Origin of the sequence: Arthrobacter sp. zg.Y820 (assembly GCF_030125555.1) — a bacterium.
Classification (GTDB): domain Bacteria; phylum Actinomycetota; class Actinomycetes; order Actinomycetales; family Micrococcaceae; genus Arthrobacter_B.
Map to the genome: position 1 here is coordinate 692,705 of NZ_JASKLX010000001.1, position 17,983 is coordinate 710,687.

Consider the following 17,983-nt stretch of genomic DNA (forward strand, 5'->3'; position numbering starts at 1 on the left):
AGGTGCCATCGACGCCATTACAGTCCCGGGGAGCCAGAATGCGTTTGAACCGCCTGACCAAGCTGTGCGCCGCCGGCGCCGCAACCGTCCTGGCTCTGGGCGCCTGCACGGCCGAGCAGCGGACCGCCGAGGAGACGCCGGGGTCCGCGCCCACTCCCGGCGGTGTCATCGCGGTGGCGGAGGCCGGCGTCGTCGATTCCTTCAATCCGCAGTCCACAGCGGGAAACACCGACATCAACCGCAAGCTGGCGTACGCCACGCACTCGGGCTTCAACTACGTTGACAACAACCTGGACATTGTTCCGTTGGAGGACTTCGGCAGCTACGAGAGGGTCTCCGAGGATCCGCTGACGGTCAAATACACGGTTAACGAAGGCGTTGCCTGGTCCGACGGCGCACCGGTGGGCGCCGATGACATGGTGCTGGCCTGGGCCGCGGCCTCCGGGCGGTTCGACGACGAACTCACCACCGTCGACGGCGCCGTCCTGTCGGGAACGCGCTATTTCGACTACGCCGGTTCCACCGAAGCACTCAGCCTCACTGACGTGCCCGAGATTGGAGACGACAACCGATCCATCACGCTGACATATTCGCAGCCGTATGCGGATTGGGAACTGGCCTTCGGGTCGCTGACGGACAGCGGCGGCATCGGAGTTCCGGCCCACATCGTGGCCAAGGGGGCAGGGCTGGGCGATGAAAAGGCGCTCACGGAACTGATTCGGGAGACCCCCGCCGGAAACCCGCTGGACCCCGCGCCGGTGGACCCGGAGCTCCGCGCCGCCGCCGACTACTGGAATACGGCATTCAGTGCCCGGACCCTCCCCGAGGATCCGGCTTTGTACCTCTCCAATGGACCCTTCATCGTGGAGGACATTAATCCGGGGGAGTCCCTGACCCTGGCGCGGAACGAGGATTACCGCTGGGGCCCGGCGCCCAGCCTGGACGAGATCACCATCCGTTTCCTGGCGGACCCGGCCGAGCAGGTGGCTGCCCTGCAGGACGGTTCGGTGGACATCATTGCCCCGCAGCCGGACAGCAGGACGTTGCCGGACCTGGAGGCCCTGGGAAACGTCGACCTCCACCAGGGCAACCAGCTCGCCTACGACCACTTGGACCTGAACTTCAGCGGCGTGTTCGGCGACCGCTCGGTCCGTGAAGCCTTCCTGAAAACGGTTCCCCGGCAGGAGATCGTTGAAGCCACGGTGCAGCAACTGCAACCCGGGGCCAGGCCCCTGGACTCCGAAGTCTTCCTCACCGACCAGGCCGCGTACGAGCAGGCGGCAGCCGCGAACGGATCCCGGGAGTTCGCGGAGGCGGACCTCGAGCGGGCCAGGCAGCTGCTCGACGGCGATACTCCGGCCGTCCGCATCCTGTACGACCGCGACAACGCCTACCGGGCCGAGGCTTTCCGGCTGATCCGGCAGGCAGCGTCGGAGGCGGGCTTCGAAGTGGTCGACGGCGGCCTGCCCGCCGGTGAGTGGGCGGGCAGGCTCGGCTCCGGCACCTACGACGCCGCGATCTTCGGCTGGACAGCCACAGGCGTGGGTGTGGCCGGGGTGCCCCAGGTCTTCCGCACAGGCGCGGCCTCCAACTACAGCGGGTTCTCCAGCCCCGAGGCGGACGGGCTGATGGCCGAGCTGGCAACGGAGACCGACACTCAGCGCAGGGATGAGCTCCAAATTGAAATCGACAGGCTCATCTGGGACGCCCGCTACGGCCTGCCGCTTTTCCAGCTGCCCGGGCTGCAGGCCTCTGCGGACACCATTGAGCACGTGGAATACATGCCCAACGCCACCGGGCTGTGGTGGAACTTCTGGGAATGGAACATCCTCCGCTGACCGCGTCCTTCCTGGCCCTCGGCCCAACGGACGCCGGATTATGACACGGGTCAGCCCTAAAAGACACCATTGCGTCGTAACATGATGCACCGATGCCAAATCGTTACACGCGCATGTGTTTCTATGTATTTCCTGCGCAGCGGGCCCCTTTTTGGCGCCGTGACCACCCCCACGGGTCATGCGGCGGTCATTTGCCGCCTTCCGAAGTGAGTACGGTATGGGCCGAAAGCAATTGCTTTCGAACTTGTGAGTCGGCTCACTGCTAGAGGGCCGCACTGCCGGCCGCCATGCGTCCGGAGTTAGAAACTAAGGAGGCGGAATGCGCTCCCCACGCACTCCCAAACTACTCAGCGTTGCAGCCGTTGCCCTCATGGCACTCACCGCCTGTGGCAGCGGCGACAGCTCGAGTGAAGCCGCAGCGGAAGGCGACACCAGCCGTGTCATCATTGCCGACGGCTCAGAGCCCGCCAAGGGCCTGATTCCCACGAACACCACCGAGGTGGGTGGCGGATCGGTCCTCGACCTGCTCTTCGCCGGACTGATCAGCTATGACGCCGACGGCAAGCCGGTGAACGAAATGGCCGAGTCCATTGAGACCGAGGACGCCCAGAACTACACCATCAAGCTGAAGGCCGGCAAGACCTTCAGCAACGGCGACCCCGTCACCGCTGCATCCTTCGTCGACGCTTGGAATTTCGGTGCTGCAGCCAAGAACGCCCAGCAGTCGGGCACCTTCTTTGAGAGCATCGAAGGCTACGCCGAGGCCAGCGCCGAGGGTTCCACCGTGGAAACCATGACCGGGCTGAAGGTCGTTGACGACACCACCTTCACCGTTGCCCTGAGCCAGCCCGAATCCGACTGGCCGCTGCGCCTGGGCTACAGCGCGTTCTACCCGATGATCCCGGCGGCTCTGGCCGATCCGGTTGCCTACGGGGAAAACCCGGTTGGCAACGGCCCGTACAAGTTCAACGGCGAGGGCGCCTGGGAGCACAACCAGCAGATCGAACTGGTCCCCAACGAGTCCTACGACGGCCCGCAGAAGGCCCAGAACGCCGGCGTGACGTTCAAGATCTACCAGAGCGACACCACCGCGTACCAGGACCTGATCTCGGACAACCTGGATGTCTTGAAGACCATCCCGACGTCTGACGTCAAGAACTTCAAGGGCGACCTCGGCGAGGAGCGCTCCATCGAAGCGCCGTACGCCGGCAACCAGACCATCGCCATCCCGTACTACCTGGAGAACTGGAGCGGCGAAGCCGGCAAGCTGCGCCGCCAGGCGCTGTCCATGGTCATTGACCGGGAAGAGATCACCCGGGTGATCTTCAGCAACGGCAGAACCCCGGCCGAGGACTTCACCGCCCCCGTGCTCGACGGCTACGACGCCGACCTGGCCGGCAGCGAAAACCTGGAGTTCAACCCGGAAAAGGCCAAGGAACTGTGGGAAGAGGCAGAAGAGCTCTCACCCTACGACGCCTCCGAGCCGCTGACCATTGCGTACAACGCCGACAAGGGCGATCACAAGACCTGGGTTGAGGCTGTCGTCAACGGCATCAAGAACAACCTCGGCATCGAGGTCACCGGCAAGCCGTACTCCACCTTCAAGGAAGCCCGCACCGAAGCCGATGACGGCGTCCTCACCGGCGCCATCCGCTCCGGCTGGCAGGCCGACTATCCGTCCCTGTACAACTTCCTCGGCCCGATTTACCGCGAAGGCGCCGGCTCCAACGATGCCCGCTACGACAACCCCGAGTTTGAAGCTCTGCTGAACACGGGTCTGGCCGCCACCTCCGTGGAAGAAGGCAACAAGATCATGAACCAGGCGCAGGAAATGCTCCTGGAAGATCTCCCCGCCATTCCGCTCTGGTACCAGGTTGCCCAGGGCGGCTGGAGCAACAACGTAACCAACGTTGAGTTCGGCTGGAACGGCGTGCCGCTGTACCACGCCATCACCGGCAAGTAATTCCTCACAGCTCGGGGCCCGGCTGCACCGCAGCCGGGCCCTGGGCCGCTCCAATGTAAAGGTGCTCCTTAGAATGAGTTTCACCAACCCCCCTCAGCGTGCGCGTCCCGTGCCACAGGAAGATATCTGATGGCCGGATATGTGCTCAGGCGTTTTCTGCAGTTAATCCCCGTTTTCCTTGGTGCCACACTGCTTCTGTATTTCCTGGTGTTCAGCCTTCCCGGTGATGCGACCGCCGCCATTTGCGGCGAAAAGGGCTGCACCCCCGCGGTCGAAGCCTCCCTGCGGGCCCAGTACAACCTGGACCAGCCGTTCTGGATGCAGTACCTCCTGTATCTGAAGGGGATCCTGTCCTTCGACCTCGGCACCAACTTCGCCGGCCGGGAAATCGCCACCATCATCGCCGAAGTGTTCCCCACCACCGCAAAGCTCGCCGTCATGGCGCTGGCCTTTGAAGCCGTTTTCGGCATTGCCTTCGGCCTGTTCGCCGGGCTCCGCAAGGGCAAGTTCTTCGACTCCACTGTCCTCGTGGTGTCGCTGGTGGTCATCTCGGTCCCGATCTTCGTGCTCGGCTTCCTCATGCAGTTCGTGTTCGGCGTCAGCCTCGCCTGGACCAAGCCAACGGTCAGCGGCGACGCCGGATTCGGTGAACTGCTGCTGCCGGCCATTGTCCTGGGCCTGGTGTCCTTCGCTTACGTGCTGCGCCTGACCCGCACCAGCGTCATCGAAAACGCCAACGCCGACTACGTCCGCACCGCCACGGCCAAGGGCCTGAGCCGGCCGCGCGTGGTCACCGTCCACATCCTTCGCAACTCGATGATTCCGGTCGCCACCTTCCTGGGCGCCGATCTGGGCGCCCTGATGGGCGGCGCAATCGTGACCGAAGGAATCTTCAACGTCAACGGCGTCGGCAACACCCTGTACCGCGCCGTGCTCAATGGTGAGGCTCCGGTGGTCGTCTCAATCGTCACCGTGCTCATCCTGATTTTTTGCCTCGCCAACCTGTTGGTAGACCTGCTGTACGCGTGGCTGGACCCGAGGATTCGATATGCCTGAGAATGACCAAGCACTGACCCCCGCCGTTCGCGGCAAGGTTTCCCCCTACCCCATCGAGCACTTCGTGGCGGAGCTGGAAGACACTCCGGTACAGCCCGTGGACAGCTCCACCGCCGACGGCGCACCGCGCAGCCTGTGGAGTGAAGCCTGGCGCAGCCTGCGCAAGCAGCCGCTGTTCATCCTCAGCGCCCTGCTGCTCCTGATGGTGCTCGTGGTGGCGCTGTTCCCCGGTTTGTTCACCAACGAACAGCCCAACGACAACTGCCTGCTCGCCAACTCCGACGGCGGTTCCAGCCCGGGACATCCCCTCGGCTTTACCCAGCAGGGCTGCGATGTCCTTGCCCGCGTGGTGTTCGGTACCCGCTCCTCGCTGATGGTGGGGCTGTTCGCAACCCTCGGCGTCGTCCTCATCGGCGGCATCATTGGTGCCCTCGCCGGCTTCTTCGGCGGCTGGGTGGATGCCATCCTGGCCCGTCTGGGCGACATCTTCTTCGCGCTGCCGATGATCCTTGGCGCAATCGTCGTCGTCCAGCTGCCGTTCTTCCGCGAAAACCGCAACGTCTGGACCATCGTCGCGATCCTCGTGGCCTTCGGCTGGCCGCAGGTGGCACGCATTACCCGCGGCGCCGTCCTGGAAGTCCGCAACGCCGACTTCGTCACGGCCGCCCGGTCACTGGGCGTCTCCCGCATGTCGGCGCTGGTCAAGCACGTCATCCCCAATGCCGTGGCACCGGTGATCGTCATCGCGACCATTTCGCTGGGCACCTTCATCGTGGCCGAATCGACGCTGTCCTTCCTGGGCATCGGCCTGCCGCCGGACGTCATGTCCTGGGGCAACGACATTTTCTCCGCGAAGTCCTCCCTGCGCAGCAATCCGATGGCCATGTTCTGGCCCGGCCTGGCCCTGTCCCTGACCGTGCTGTCCTTCATCATGCTCGGCGATGCCCTGCGGGATGCGCTCGACCCCAAGTCGCGCAAGCGATGACTAAGGATGTGACCATGTCCACGAACACCATGTCCGCGAACCCGGCCCGGGACGGGCAGCCGAAGCCGCTGCTCGAACTGCGGGACCTGGCCATCACGTTCAAGACCAACAACGGCGACGTGCCCGCGGTGCGCAACGCGCACCTGACGATCATGCCCGGGGAAACCGTGGCGATCGTGGGGGAGTCCGGCTCCGGCAAATCGACGACGGCGCTGGCCGCCATCGGCCTCCTGCCCGCCAACGGGTCAGTCAGCGGCGGAAGCATCATCTTCGACGGTGAAGACATCACCCACGCGAGCGAGAAGCGCATCATCGAGCTGCGCGGATCCTCGATCGGCATGGTTCCCCAGGACCCCATGTCCAACCTGAATCCGGTCTGGAAGATCGGTTTCCAGGTCAAGGAGACGCTGCGGGCCAACGGCCTGCCGCACGACGCGAAGGATGTCGCCCAGGTCCTCACCGAGGCCGGCCTGCCGGATGCCGCGGCGCGGGCCAACCAGTATCCGCACGAGTTCTCCGGCGGCATGCGCCAGCGCGCGCTGATCGCCATTGGGCTGTCCTGCCGGCCCCGGCTGCTCATCGCCGACGAGCCGACGTCGGCCCTGGACGTCACCGTGCAGCGCCAGATCCTGGATCACCTGGACCGCATGACCGAAGAGCTCGGCACCGCCGTCCTGCTTATCACCCACGACCTGGGCCTGGCCGCGGAGCGCGCGCACAAGGTAGTGGTGATGTACAAGGGACAGGTGGTGGAGTCCGGGCCCGCCCTGGAAATCCTCACCAACCCGCGGCACCCGTATACGCGCAAGCTCGTGGAGTCGGCGCCCTCGCTCGCCTCCCGGCGGATTGAGGCGGCCAGGTCCCTGGGTGTTGACAACGCCGAGGTCCTCGCCGCCAACTCCGAAGGCGCCGGCACCGAAGCGGCCCGGGCCGACAACGTCATCGAGGTGAAGCACCTGACCAAGGTGTTCAACCTCCGCGGCGCGCTGGGGAAGTCCACGGACTTCACCGCCGTCGATGACGTGTCCTTCTCGATTCCGCGCGGGACCACCACCGCCGTGGTGGGGGAATCGGGCTCCGGCAAATCGACGGTGGCCCGCATGGTCCTGGGACTGGAAAAGGCGACGGCGGGGGACATCCTGTTTGACGGGGTGGACATCACCACCCTGAACCGGAAGAAGATGTTCGATTTCCGGCGCCGCGTGCAGCCGATCTTCCAGGATCCCTACGGTTCCCTGGATCCGATGTACAACATTTACCGGACCATCGAAGAGCCCCTGCGGGTGCACAACATCGGCGATGCCAAGAGCCGGGAGGCGAAGGTCCGCTCACTGCTGGACCAGGTCTCCCTGCCGGCGTCGATGATGCGGCGGTACCCGAACGAGCTCTCCGGCGGACAGCGCCAGCGCGTCGCCATCGCGCGCGCACTGGCGCTTGATCCGGAGGTCGTGATCTGCGACGAAGCCGTCTCCGCCCTGGACGTCCTCGTCCAGGCGCAGATCCTGAATCTGCTGGCGGACCTGCAGTCCGACCTGGGGTTGAGCTACCTGTTCATCACCCACGACCTTGCCGTCGTCCGGCAGATCGCGGACCGGGTCTGCGTGATGCAGAAGGGCCGGATCGTGGAGACCGGAACCACCGACGACGTGTTCGGCAACCCCCGGCAGGACTACACCAAGGCCCTGCTGGCGGCCATCCCCGGCGCCGGCCTGATGCTGCCGCCGCAAGTCGCCTAGCGACAGCGGCCGGTCACGGTCCCGCCGGAAAGGTGGCAGGCAACCCCGACGGGGATGCCTGCCGCCTTTCGTGTTGGCCAAGGTGCCGCGCCCGGGCGGATAGGCTTGCCCCACGAGGTCCATTAGGGAACTTATGGTCTTCGGATTAGAATGGTAGCGTGCCCGCTGACGGCGGCGCCTTCGGTACATTCTTTACGGAGCATACGTGTAGAGCGGGATTCGTACAGAACGGCCGGATCAACCCGGAAACACCACCGGGCTACTGTGCACCACCTTCGAACTTATCTCCTATGAATTGAGTCCTCACGCATGTCAGAAACCAACACGGCTGTAAACACCGCAGTACGAAGCGACCTCCGCAACGTTGCGATTGTGGCCCACGTTGACCACGGTAAGACGACCCTCGTCGACGCCATGCTGAAGCAGACGAACTCGTTTGCCGCCCACGGAAACGTGGAAGACCGTGTGATGGACTCCGGTGATCTGGAGCGCGAAAAGGGCATCACCATCCTGGCCAAGAACACCACGGTGTTCTACGACGGCCCGGCCGCCAAGGGTGAGACCATCACCATCAACGTCATCGACACCCCGGGCCACGCCGACTTCGGCGGCGAGGTCGAGCGCGGCCTGTCCATGGTTGACGGCGTCGTTCTCCTCGTTGATGCTTCCGAGGGCCCGCTGCCGCAGACCCGCTTCGTGCTGCGCAAGGCGCTGGCCGCCAAGCTGCCTGTCATCCTGCTGGTCAACAAGACTGACCGCCCCGACTCCCGCATCGAAGAAGTCGTCAGCGAATCCATGGACCTGCTCCTGGGCCTGGCCTCCGACCTCGCGGACGAGGTTCCGGACCTGGACCTGGACCTGATCCTGAACGTTCCCGTTGTCTACGCCGCTGCCCGCGTCGGCGCTGCCTCGCTGGAGCAGCCGGCTGACGGCTCCGCTCCGGACAACGACAACCTGGAACCGCTGTTCCAGACGATCGTCGACCACATCCCGGCCCCGACCTACAACCCGGACGGCGTCCTGCAGGCCCACGTGACCAACCTGGACGCCTCGCCGTTCCTGGGCCGCCTGGCCCTGCTGCGCATCTTCAACGGCACCCTGCACAAGGGCCAGACCGTTGCCTGGGCCCGCGCCGACGGCACCCTGAAGTCCGTCAAGATCACCGAACTGCTGGCCACCAAGGCCCTGGACCGTGTTCCGACCGATTCCGCCGGACCCGGCGAAATCGTTGCCGTCGCCGGCATCGAGGACATCACCATCGGTGAAACCCTCACCGACATCGACAACCCGATGCCGCTGCCGCTGATCACTGTCGATGATCCGGCGATCTCCATGACCATCGGTATCAACACCTCGCCGCTGGCCGGCCGGGTCAAGGGCGCGAAGGTCACCGCCCGCCAGGTCAAGGACCGCCTCGACAAGGAACTGATCGGTAACGTTTCGCTGAAGGTTCTTCCGACCGAGCGTCCGGATGCCTGGGAAGTCCAGGGCCGCGGCGAGCTCGCGCTGGCCATCCTCGTGGAGCAGATGCGCCGCGAAGGCTTCGAACTGACCGTGGGCAAGCCCCAGGTTGTTACCAAGCAGATCGACGGCAAGAAGTGCGAGCCGATGGAGCACATGACCATCGACGTACCCGAGGAATACCTCGGCGCCGTGACGCAGCTGATGGCTGTCCGCAAGGGCCGCATGGTCAACATGTCCAACCACGGCACCGGCTGGGTCCGCATGGAATTCATCGTTCCCGCCCGTGGCCTGATCGGTTTCCGCACCAAGTTCCTCACGGAAACCCACGGCGCCGGCATCTCCTCCTCCATCGCCGAGGGCTACGAGCCCTGGGTCGGCCCGATCGAGTACCGCACCAACGGTTCGCTGATCGCTGACCGCTCCGGCGTCGTCACCCCGTTCGCGATGATCAAGCTGCAGGAACGCGGCTCCTTCTTCGTGGAGCCCACCTCCGAGGTTTACGAGGGCATGATCGTCGGCGAGAACTCCCGCGCCGATGACATGGACGTGAACATCACCAAGGAAAAGCAGCTCACCAACATGCGTGCTGCCTCCTCGGACACCTTCGAGAACCTGACCCCGCCGCGCAAGCTGACTCTGGAAGAGTCGCTCGAATTCGCCCGCGAAGACGAGTGCGTGGAAGTTACCCCGGAGTCCATCCGCATCCGCAAGCTGGTCCTCAACGCTTCCGAGCGTGCCAAGGTCACCCGCGCACGCGCCAAGGGCTAAATCATTACCGCAGCGTTGAGCCCCGTCCGCCGGGTCCCGCTTTGGCGGGGCCCGGCGGCGGCCGTGCTCGGGGGAGTGCTTGCTGCCGTCCTGGGGACCGGGCTGCACGCCCAGATCCTCTATGTTGGGGATGCTGCCGTGCCGCTGGGCGCGGTGGCAGCGCTGGTCCTGAGCTGCGCGGTGGCCGTGTTCGCCGGAGTCTGGGCCGGTGCCGCGCTGTGGACGGCGGCGGCGGGATTGGTCGCGTACGTTGTCCTGGGGCTCTTCACGCTCGATATCTGGGACACACCGCTGATCATTACCGGCACGGTGCTTGATGAGCAGCCCGGCATCGTCCTGGCCGGCCGCATCTGGCTGTTCGGGCAGGCGCTGGTCACCATTGCCGCCCTGCTGCTGACGGCACGCGTGCTGGCCAAGGCCCGCCGCTTCGAAGCGCAACGGGCGGCGGATCAGCAGATGCCGCAATCGCCGGACCTCCGCTAAGGCTTGATAACGCTGCATGCTGACCCCGCTCCCGGACTTCCGGGGGCGGGGTTTTGCTTTCTCCGCACCGGAAGACCCGACTGCACGACGCAGCCTCACAGCCTCACAGCCTCACAGCCTTACAGCGGCACCCCCGTTCAGTGCCGCGGCGCGCGCGGCGGCGGCGGAGGCGGCACTTCCTTCGCCGCGGTCACCAGGGCATACGCCACGGTCACCGTTCCGCGGCGGCCCTCAACCGTCACGTCGTCGGGCCCCGCCTGCACCAGATGGCCCAGCACGTCGGTGAAGCCGCCCTCGATCCGGTAGCGGACGACCACCCGCGCACCCGCGGGCAGGGCTTGAAGGACGGCGGCAGGGCTCGGAAGGTTCACCGTTACATGGTACGCGGGCAGCTCCGGCTGGGAGATAATGGTTCGGGCTACTACCGTGGAACCAACACTTCGTGGATTTTCCCCGTCCGGGACGGTCCGCAGACTCAGGAAGGCAAGGGACGTGACGTACGTAATTGCGCAGCCATGCGTGGATGTCAAAGACAAGGCATGTATCGAGGAATGCCCGGTGGACTGCATCTACGAAGGTGAACGCTCCCTCTACATCCACCCCGACGAGTGCGTCGACTGCGGTGCCTGTGAGCCGGTCTGCCCCGTCGAGGCCATTTACTACGAGGATGACACCCCCGAAGAGTGGGCCGAATACTACAAGGCCAACGTTGAATTCTTCGACGATCTCGGATCGCCGGGCGGTGCCGCCAAGATCGGCAATACGCACAAGGACCATCCGATCATCGCCGTCCTGCCGCCGCAGAACCAAGAGGCATGAGTTCCGTTCCTTCCCGCACTTTCGGGCTGGACCTGCCGGAGTATCCGTGGGAGGCGATGGCCCCCTACGCCAAGCTGGCGGCGGAACATCCCGACGGCGCGGTGAACCTCTCCATCGGCACGCCCGTGGATCCCACTCCGGCGGTTATCCGCGAGGCGCTGGCGGCGGCAGCTGACGCCCCCGGCTACCCCACGACGCACGGCACCCCGGCCCTCCGCGAGGCCATCTCCGCGTGGTATGCCCGGCGCCGCAATGTCCCCGGGCTTGATCCGCAGAACATCATGCCCACGGTGGGTTCCAAGGAGCTGGTGGCCTGGCTGCCCCTGCTGCTGGGCCTGGGGGAGGGCGACGTCGTCGTCCGCCCCAACGTCGCGTATCCCACCTACGACATGGGCGCGCTGCTGGCCGGGGCCACGCCGGTGGCCGCGGACAACCTCGAAGAGCTCGACGACGACGTCCGCGCCCGGGTGCGGCTGGTCTGGGTCAACTCTCCGGGCAACCCGACCGGAATCGTGCGTTCCGCGGCGTCGCTGCGGACCCTCGTGGATGCGGCCCGGAACATCGGAGCCGTGGTCGCCTCGGACGAATGCTACGCGGAGCTGGGCTGGGACGAATGGGATCCCTCGCGCGGCGGCCAGCCGGTGCCGAGCATCCTCGACCCGGCCGTCAGCGGCGGCAGCCATGAACTGCTGCTGTCGGTGTATTCGCTGAGCAAGCAATCAAATGTGGCCGGCTACCGCGCGGCCTTTGTCGCCGGTGACGCGGCCATTCTTGCCAATTTGGTCAACAGCCGAAAGCACGCCGGAATGATCGTTCCGGCGCCGGTGCAGGCAGCGATGATCGCTGCGCTGTCCGATGATGTCCATGTGGCGGATCAGAAGGACCTCTACCGCGATCGACGCGAGCTCCTGATCCCCGCGCTGCAGGCCTTTGGCCTGGACATCCGGCACTCCGAAGCCGGCCTCTACCTGTGGGCCACGGCGGGCGAGGATACCTGGACCACCATCGAGCGGCTGGCTCGGCTGGGCATCGTGGCCGGACCCGGCGTCATCTACGGAGACGCGGGGGCGGGCTTTGTCCGGATTGCGCTGACCGGCTCCGACGAGCGCGTTGCGGCTGCTGCCGGCCGGCTGAGTGCTGCCGCGCCCTAGCGGCTCGCTGGCCGGCGCCGGCGGAGGAGCGGCATGTTTCGCTTCGGCAACGACGCGGCTCTCGATTCGTCGGAAAGGCCGCCCAAAGGGTAGCGTTTTGCCTTAGTAGATTTAGCGGAATTGACACTATGGGCGCTCCCCGAAACCAAACGAGGCCCGTAGCTCTGGTTTCTTCAAACTCCTGAAGGAGACTTAATGATTGAGCGTCCCAGTGCACAGCTGCACTATGGGGAAAATACCGAAGACCGTCTGGAGATTCCGCGCGTAGCCGCGTCGGAAGGCAACGACGGCCTGGATGTATCCAAGCTGCTGAAGCAGACCGGAACGGTCACGTTTGACCCCGGCTTCATGAACACCGCGGCCACCAAGTCCGCCATCACCTACATCGACGGTGACGCCGGCATTCTGCGGTACCGCGGTTATCCGATTGAGCAGCTGGCCAAGCACTCCACCTTCCTGGAGACCACTTACCTGCTGATCTACGGGGAGCTTCCCACCCCGACCGAGCTGGATGCTTTCGACCAGCGGATCCGCCGCCACACGCTGCTGCACGAGGAGCTCAAGGGCTTCTTTGGCGGCTTCCCGCGCGACGCGCATCCGATGCCGGTGCTTTCCTCGGCAGTGACGGCCCTGTCAACGTGGTACCAGGATTCCTTGGACCCGTTCGACGAGGAGCAGGTGGAACTTTCCACCATCCGCCTGCTGGCCAAGATGCCGGTGATTGCTGCCTACGCGCATAAGAAGTCCATTGGCCAGGCGTTGCTCTACCCGGACAACTCCATGAACCTCGTCGAGAACTTCATGCGCCTGAGCTTCGGCACCGCCGCGGAACCGTATGAGATGGACCCGGTCCTGGTCAAGGCACTTGATCAGCTGCTGATCCTGCATGCCGATCACGAGCAGAACTGCTCCACCTCCACTGTGCGCCTGGTGGGTTCCTCCAACGCCAACATGTTTGCATCGGTTTCAGCAGGCATCAACGCGCTTTCCGGCCCTGCCCACGGCGGCGCCAACGAGGCAGTGCTGAAAATGCTGCGCCAGATCCAGTCGGAGGGCCTGAAGCCCGCCGACTTCATGGAAAAGGTCAAGAACAAGGAAGACGGCGTCCGGCTCATGGGCTTCGGACACCGTGTTTACAAGAACTACGACCCGCGCGCCAAGATCATCAAGTCGACGGCCCACGAAATCCTCGCCTCGCTCGGCGGAAACGACGAGCTGCTGGATATCGCGATGTCCCTGGAAGACCGCGCCCTGAACGATGATTACTTCATTGAGCGCAAGCTGTATCCGAACGTGGACTTCTACACCGGCCTGATCTACAAGGCCATGGGCTTCCCGGAGAAGATGTTCACGGTGCTCTTCGCCATCGGACGCCTCCCGGGCTGGATTGCCCAGTGGCGCGAAATGATGCAGGATCCGCAGATGAAGATCGGCCGCCCCCGTCAGCTCTACACGGGTTCGCTCGAACGCAGCTACCCGACGCGCTAGAACCGCCGGGAGTTCATCAAAAAGGGCCCCTGGAATCCAACCGGATTCCAGGGGCCCTTTGGCATTCACGGCTGCGGCAGCTATGCAGCCGTCCGTTCTCAGGCGCCGGCGTAGCCCTGGGGGTTGTTCTTCTGCCAGCGCCAGTGGTCCTCGCACATGGCTTCCAGGCTGCGGTTCGCCGACCAGCCCAGGTCCGCCAGTGCCGCCGAGGGATCGGCGTAGCTGACAGCGGCGTCGCCGGGGCGGCGCGCGGTGATTTCGTAGGGGATCTCCTTGCCGGCGGCCTTGGTGAAAGCGGCCAGCACCTCCAGCACCGAGGATCCGTTTCCGGTGCCGAGGTTCCAGCGGTGCACGCCGGACTTCACCGTGATGTAGTCCAGGGCGGCGAGGTGGCCGGCGGCGAGGTCCACCACGTGGATGTAATCGCGGACGCCGGTGCCGTCGGGGGTGGGGTAATCGTTGCCGAAGACCATAACCTTCTCGCGGCGGCCAACGGCCACCTGGGCCACGAAGGGCAGCAGGTTGTTCGGGACGCCGGTGGGGTCCTCGCCGATCCGGCCCGATTCGTGCGCGCCGGCCGGGTTGAAGTAGCGCAGCAGCGCAATGTTCCAGCGCTCGTCCGCAGCGCCCAGATCGGCCAGGATGTCTTCGATCTGTTCCTTGGTCCGGCCGTAGGGATTGACGGCGTCCATCGGCATATTTTCGGTCAGCGGCACTTCTTCCGAGGCGCCGTAGACGGTGGCCGAGGAGCTGAAGACCAGGGTCCGGACGTTGTGCTTGTCCATCATGCGCAGCAGGTTCAGGGTGCCGCCCACGTTGTTGTGGTAGTAGTACAGGGGTTTCGCCACGGATTCGCCCACGGCCTTCAGCCCGGCGAAGTGAATGACGGCGTCGATTGCGTGGTCGGTGAAAACGGCCTCGACGGCGCCCTCATCGAGCAGGTCAGCGCGGACAAACTCGGCGCGGCGCCCGGCCAGGTCCTGGACCCGCTTCAGGGATTCCTCGCTTGAATTGGCCAGATTGTCCAGCACGACGACGTCGTGGCCCGCTTCCAGCAGGGCCAGTGTGGTGTGGGAACCGATGTATCCCGTGCCTCCGGTAACTAGTATTCGCATGACTTCAGAGTAATGGATCCTGCGGCGACCCCGGGGTCAGGACCCTTCCGCTCCCCGGAAGACCGTCAGGACCACGGCATTTTCCGATGCCGGAGAAGGATCCCAGCTGCCGGTCGCGCGGGTCCAGCGCAGCCCGTCAAAGGCCACCGAATCCAGCGAGAGGGAGTCGGCGGCGGCGACGGCCCACTGGGCCACCGACCAGCCGTAGGTTCCGGAGCCTGCCACCGTGATGCGCGAGCCTTCGACGCTGGCCTCCACGGGACCGTAGACGGCGGTCAATGCGGCCAGCACGGCTTCCGGGCTGCCGGAGGCCGACGGCGGATCCAGGGTGCACGTCATGGCCGCGGGGGAGTGCCCGGTCAGGGCCGACGCGAAGGCCTTCGCCTCGGCCTCGTGGTCGGCATAGGCGTCGGGAAAAGCGCTGCGCTGGACCGTCTGCGCGGCCACCGTCAGCGGCAGATCCGGATAACCCGGCACCTTGTCCAGGGCGTCATAGAACGCATTGACGGCATACACCGGGTCCATCACCTGGTCCTCGCTGCCCCAGCCCTGGGACGGGCGCTGCTGGAACAGCCCGCGGGAGTCCGGGCCGGCGTCGTCCCCGTAGCCGAGGTTGCGCAGCCCGGACTCCTGGATTGCGGTGGCCACGCCGATGGACGCAGCCCGCGCCGGCATGCCCCGGTACACCGAGATGCCGGCAATGAGCGCAGCCGTCTCGGCCCTGGCCGGCGTCAGGTGATAGGCCACCCCGTCCGCGGTGGCTGTACAGGCCGCCGGGGCGGGCGGCTCATCCCGTGGTTCACTGAGCACGTTCACTGCATACACAGTGACCGCGACCAGGAAGAGCACCACCAGCAGCATCACCGGAAGGAATCCGCTGCTGCGCCGGACGCCGGAGGCAGGCATGGCTGTCGGCCGCGCGCTAGTTGGCGTGCAGGGCGGCGTTGAGCTCCACGCTCGCCCCGCTGCGGGCAAGTGCTTCCACGGTGCCGGTGGTGGAATTGCGGCGGAAGAGCAGGTTCGGAACGCCGGAGAGCTCCACTGCCTTCACGATCTGCGGTTCCTGGCCCGGGAGCAGCACCGATACGCGGGTGCCGGCGGTGACGTAGAGACCGGCTTCCACGACGGACTCGTCGCCGATGCTGATGCCGACGCCCGAGTTGGCGCCGAGGAGGACACGCTCGCCGAGGGTGATTTTCTCCCGTCCGCCGCCGGAGAGGGTGCCCATGATGGAGGCGCCGCCGCCGACGTCGGTGCCGTTGCCGACCACCACTCCGGCGGAGATGCGGCCTTCCACCATGGAGACGCCCAGGGTGCCGGCGTTGAAGTTCACGAAGCCCTCATGCATGACAGTGGTGCCTTCGGCCAGGTGCGCGCCCAGCCGGACCCGCCCGGCGTCGGCGATCCGCACCCCGGCCGGAACCACGTAGTCGGTCATCCGGGGGAACTTGTCCACGCCGAAGACGGTTACCGGGCCGCGGGCGCGCAGGCGCAGGCGGACGGCTTCGAAGCCCTCGACGGCGCACGGCCCGAAGTTGGTCCACACCACGTTGGGCAGCTGAGCGAAAATGCCGTCCACGTTCAGGGTGTTCGGCGCGGCCAGGCGGGCGGACAGCACGTGCAGGCGAAGGTACGCGTCGGCAGTGGAGGAGGGGGCGGCATCCAGGTCGATCTCGGTGCGCAGTACCTCGCCGCGGGTGCCGCGGTCGGTGTCGGTCATCGTCGCGGCCGCGGCGTCCAGTTCAGCGGCGAGGGTGTCGGAGGCAGAGTCCCGGGCAGCCGCGGTCTCCAGCGCCGCGAGGACGGGCCGCGGATACCAGACATCCAGGACGGTGCCGTCATCGGTGATGGTGGCCAGGCCCAGGCCGGAGGCAATGCGGGCGGGGGAGGCAGAAGCTGTTGAAGTCATGGGTTCAAGTCTACCGACGGGCATCGGCCGGCCGCGGGCCGTCCCGTCGCCGGCAGGGCGTCCTCGGTAGGGTGGAGGCATGACTGTATCGCCATCCCGGTCCCTGGACCTGACCCAAGACGTTGCCCTGCTGACCGCCGATCTCATGGATATTGAAAGCGTGTCCGGCAACGAAAAAAACGTGGCCGACGCCGTGGAGGCGGCCCTGCGCTCGCTGCCGCACCTGGAATCGGTGCGTGACGGGGACTCCATCATTGCCCGGACCTCGCTGGGACGCGGCGAACGGGTGCTGCTGGCCGGCCACTTGGACACCGTGCCGCTGCCGACGGTGGAAGGCTCCCGCGGCACGGTGCCCTCGGCCTGGGACGGGAACGTGCTGTACGGCCGCGGCGCCACCGACATGAAGGGCGGCGTGGCGGTGCAGCTGGCCCTGGCCGCCGAGCTCACCGCCCCGAACCGAGACGTGACCTATGTGTTTTATGACCACGAGGAAGTGGAAGCGTCCTTGAGCGGACTGGGCCGGCTGCAGCGCAGCTATCCGGACTGGCTAACGGCGGACTTCGCAGTGCTGCTGGAGCCGACCAACGGCACCGTCGAGGGCGGCTGCAACGGGACCATGCGCTTCCATGCCTCCACAGCCGGCCGGGCCGCCCACTCTGCCCGCGCCTGGATGGGCGAGAACGCCATTCATGCGGCGGCGGAAATCCTGACCCGGCTGCGCGACCACGAACCGGCCACCGTCTCGGTGGAGGGCCTGGACTACCGGGAGTCGCTGAACGCCGTGAAGATCTGGGGCGGCACCGCCGGAAACGTCATTCCGGATGCCGCCACCGTGGAAATCAACTACCGGTTTGCACCGAACAAGACCATCGAGGAGGCCGATGCCTATGTGCGGTCCCTGCTCGCCGGATTTGACCTGGTCCGCACTGATGCCGCGTCGGGTGCCCGGCCGGGCCTGGACCAGCCGGCCGCAGCCAGCTTTGTGGCCGCCGTCGGGGCCGAGCCGAAACCCAAGTACGGCTGGACCGACGTCGCCAGGTTCAGCGAACTGGGCATTCCGGCAGTGAACTTCGGCCCCGGTGACGCGCTGCTGGCCCACACCGACAATGAGCACGTGCATGCCGACGCGGTGCGGGCCTGCCTGGCGGCGCTGCGCACCTGGCTCAGCTGACCGTTCTTGCCGCCCCAAGGGGAGAGGCCCCGGACAG

The 17,983-nt window shown here is 65.9% G+C and carries 15 protein-coding genes; 11 read left to right on the forward strand and 4 right to left on the reverse strand.

What is annotated here, in order from left to right:
* Window positions 1-38: 38 nt before the first annotated feature.
* The 7 genes from QNN99_RS03290 (at window position 39) to QNN99_RS03320 (ending at window position 10,293) form a co-directional block, all read left to right on the forward strand.
* Window positions 39-1,838 (forward strand): ABC transporter family substrate-binding protein, encoded by a 1,800-nt coding sequence (locus QNN99_RS03290; protein WP_229964957.1) that lies wholly within the window; start codon window positions 39-41, stop codon window positions 1,836-1,838.
* Window positions 1,839-2,157: 319 nt separating this feature from the next.
* Window positions 2,158-3,801 carry a peptide ABC transporter substrate-binding protein gene (locus QNN99_RS03295; RefSeq protein ID WP_229964958.1) on the forward strand — a complete coding sequence of 548 codons (1,644 nt, stop codon included), beginning with the start codon at window positions 2,158-2,160 and terminating at the stop codon, window positions 3,799-3,801.
* Window positions 3,802-3,930: 129 nt separating this feature from the next.
* Window positions 3,931-4,857 (forward strand): ABC transporter permease, encoded by a 927-nt coding sequence (locus QNN99_RS03300; protein WP_229964959.1) that lies wholly within the window; start codon window positions 3,931-3,933, stop codon window positions 4,855-4,857.
* Window positions 4,850-5,842 carry an ABC transporter permease gene (locus QNN99_RS03305; protein ID WP_229964960.1) on the forward strand — a complete coding sequence of 331 codons (993 nt, stop codon included), beginning with the start codon at window positions 4,850-4,852 and terminating at the stop codon, window positions 5,840-5,842. The genes QNN99_RS03300 and QNN99_RS03305 overlap by 8 nt, the downstream gene beginning before the upstream one ends.
* Window positions 5,843-5,856: 14 nt before the next feature.
* On the forward strand, window positions 5,857-7,578 hold the full coding sequence (locus tag QNN99_RS03310; RefSeq protein ID WP_229964961.1) for an ABC transporter ATP-binding protein: 1,722 nt from the start codon (window positions 5,857-5,859) through the stop codon (window positions 7,576-7,578).
* Between the two features lie 309 nt (window positions 7,579-7,887).
* Entirely contained in the window at window positions 7,888-9,810 is a 1,923-nt protein-coding gene (gene typA, locus QNN99_RS03315) for a translational GTPase TypA (RefSeq protein ID WP_229964962.1), read from the forward strand.
* 15 nt (window positions 9,811-9,825) lie between these two features.
* Window positions 9,826-10,293 (forward strand): hypothetical protein, encoded by a 468-nt coding sequence (locus QNN99_RS03320; RefSeq protein WP_229964963.1) that lies wholly within the window; start codon window positions 9,826-9,828, stop codon window positions 10,291-10,293.
* A gap of 137 nt (window positions 10,294-10,430) precedes the next feature.
* On the opposite strand, the gene QNN99_RS03325 is transcribed toward QNN99_RS03320, so the two are convergent.
* Window positions 10,431-10,664, reverse strand: a complete 234-nt coding sequence (locus QNN99_RS03325; protein WP_229964964.1) for a putative acetyltransferase — start codon at window positions 10,662-10,664, stop codon at window positions 10,431-10,433.
* A 121-nt stretch (window positions 10,665-10,785) separates the two neighbouring features.
* Here QNN99_RS03325 and fdxA point away from each other — a divergent pair, with 121 nt between their 5' ends.
* From fdxA to QNN99_RS03340, 3 genes are all read left to right on the forward strand, one after another.
* A complete protein-coding gene (gene fdxA / locus QNN99_RS03330) occupies window positions 10,786-11,112 on the forward strand; it encodes a ferredoxin (RefSeq protein ID WP_229964965.1) in 327 nt (108 codons plus the stop codon).
* The gene (gene dapC, locus QNN99_RS03335; protein WP_229964966.1) at window positions 11,109-12,263 is read left to right on the forward strand and encodes a succinyldiaminopimelate transaminase; all 1,155 of its coding nucleotides are present in this window, start codon (window positions 11,109-11,111) and stop codon (window positions 12,261-12,263) included. The genes fdxA and dapC overlap by 4 nt, the downstream gene beginning before the upstream one ends.
* Before the next feature lie 195 nt (window positions 12,264-12,458).
* On the forward strand, window positions 12,459-13,751 hold the full coding sequence (locus tag QNN99_RS03340; RefSeq protein WP_229964967.1) for a citrate synthase: 1,293 nt from the start codon (window positions 12,459-12,461) through the stop codon (window positions 13,749-13,751).
* A gap of 98 nt (window positions 13,752-13,849) precedes the next feature.
* Here QNN99_RS03340 and galE read toward each other — a convergent pair whose 3' ends face one another.
* From galE to dapD, 3 genes are read right to left on the reverse strand one after another with little or no spacing between them, the layout of a single operon-like run.
* Window positions 13,850-14,866, reverse strand: a complete 1,017-nt coding sequence (galE, locus tag QNN99_RS03345; RefSeq protein ID WP_229964968.1) for a UDP-glucose 4-epimerase GalE — start codon at window positions 14,864-14,866, stop codon at window positions 13,850-13,852.
* A gap of 36 nt (window positions 14,867-14,902) precedes the next feature.
* Window positions 14,903-15,772, reverse strand: coding sequence for a hypothetical protein (locus QNN99_RS03350; RefSeq protein WP_229964969.1), 870 nt, complete (start codon window positions 15,770-15,772; stop codon window positions 14,903-14,905).
* A 16-nt stretch (window positions 15,773-15,788) separates the two neighbouring features.
* Window positions 15,789-16,775 (reverse strand): 2,3,4,5-tetrahydropyridine-2,6-dicarboxylate N-succinyltransferase, encoded by a 987-nt coding sequence (gene dapD, locus QNN99_RS03355; protein WP_229964970.1) that lies wholly within the window; start codon window positions 16,773-16,775, stop codon window positions 15,789-15,791.
* A 79-nt stretch (window positions 16,776-16,854) separates the two neighbouring features.
* Here dapD and dapE point away from each other — a divergent pair, with 79 nt between their 5' ends.
* On the forward strand, window positions 16,855-17,946 hold the full coding sequence (gene dapE / locus QNN99_RS03360) for a succinyl-diaminopimelate desuccinylase (RefSeq protein ID WP_229964971.1): 1,092 nt from the start codon (window positions 16,855-16,857) through the stop codon (window positions 17,944-17,946).
* The last annotated feature ends 37 nt before the right edge of the window (window positions 17,947-17,983 follow it).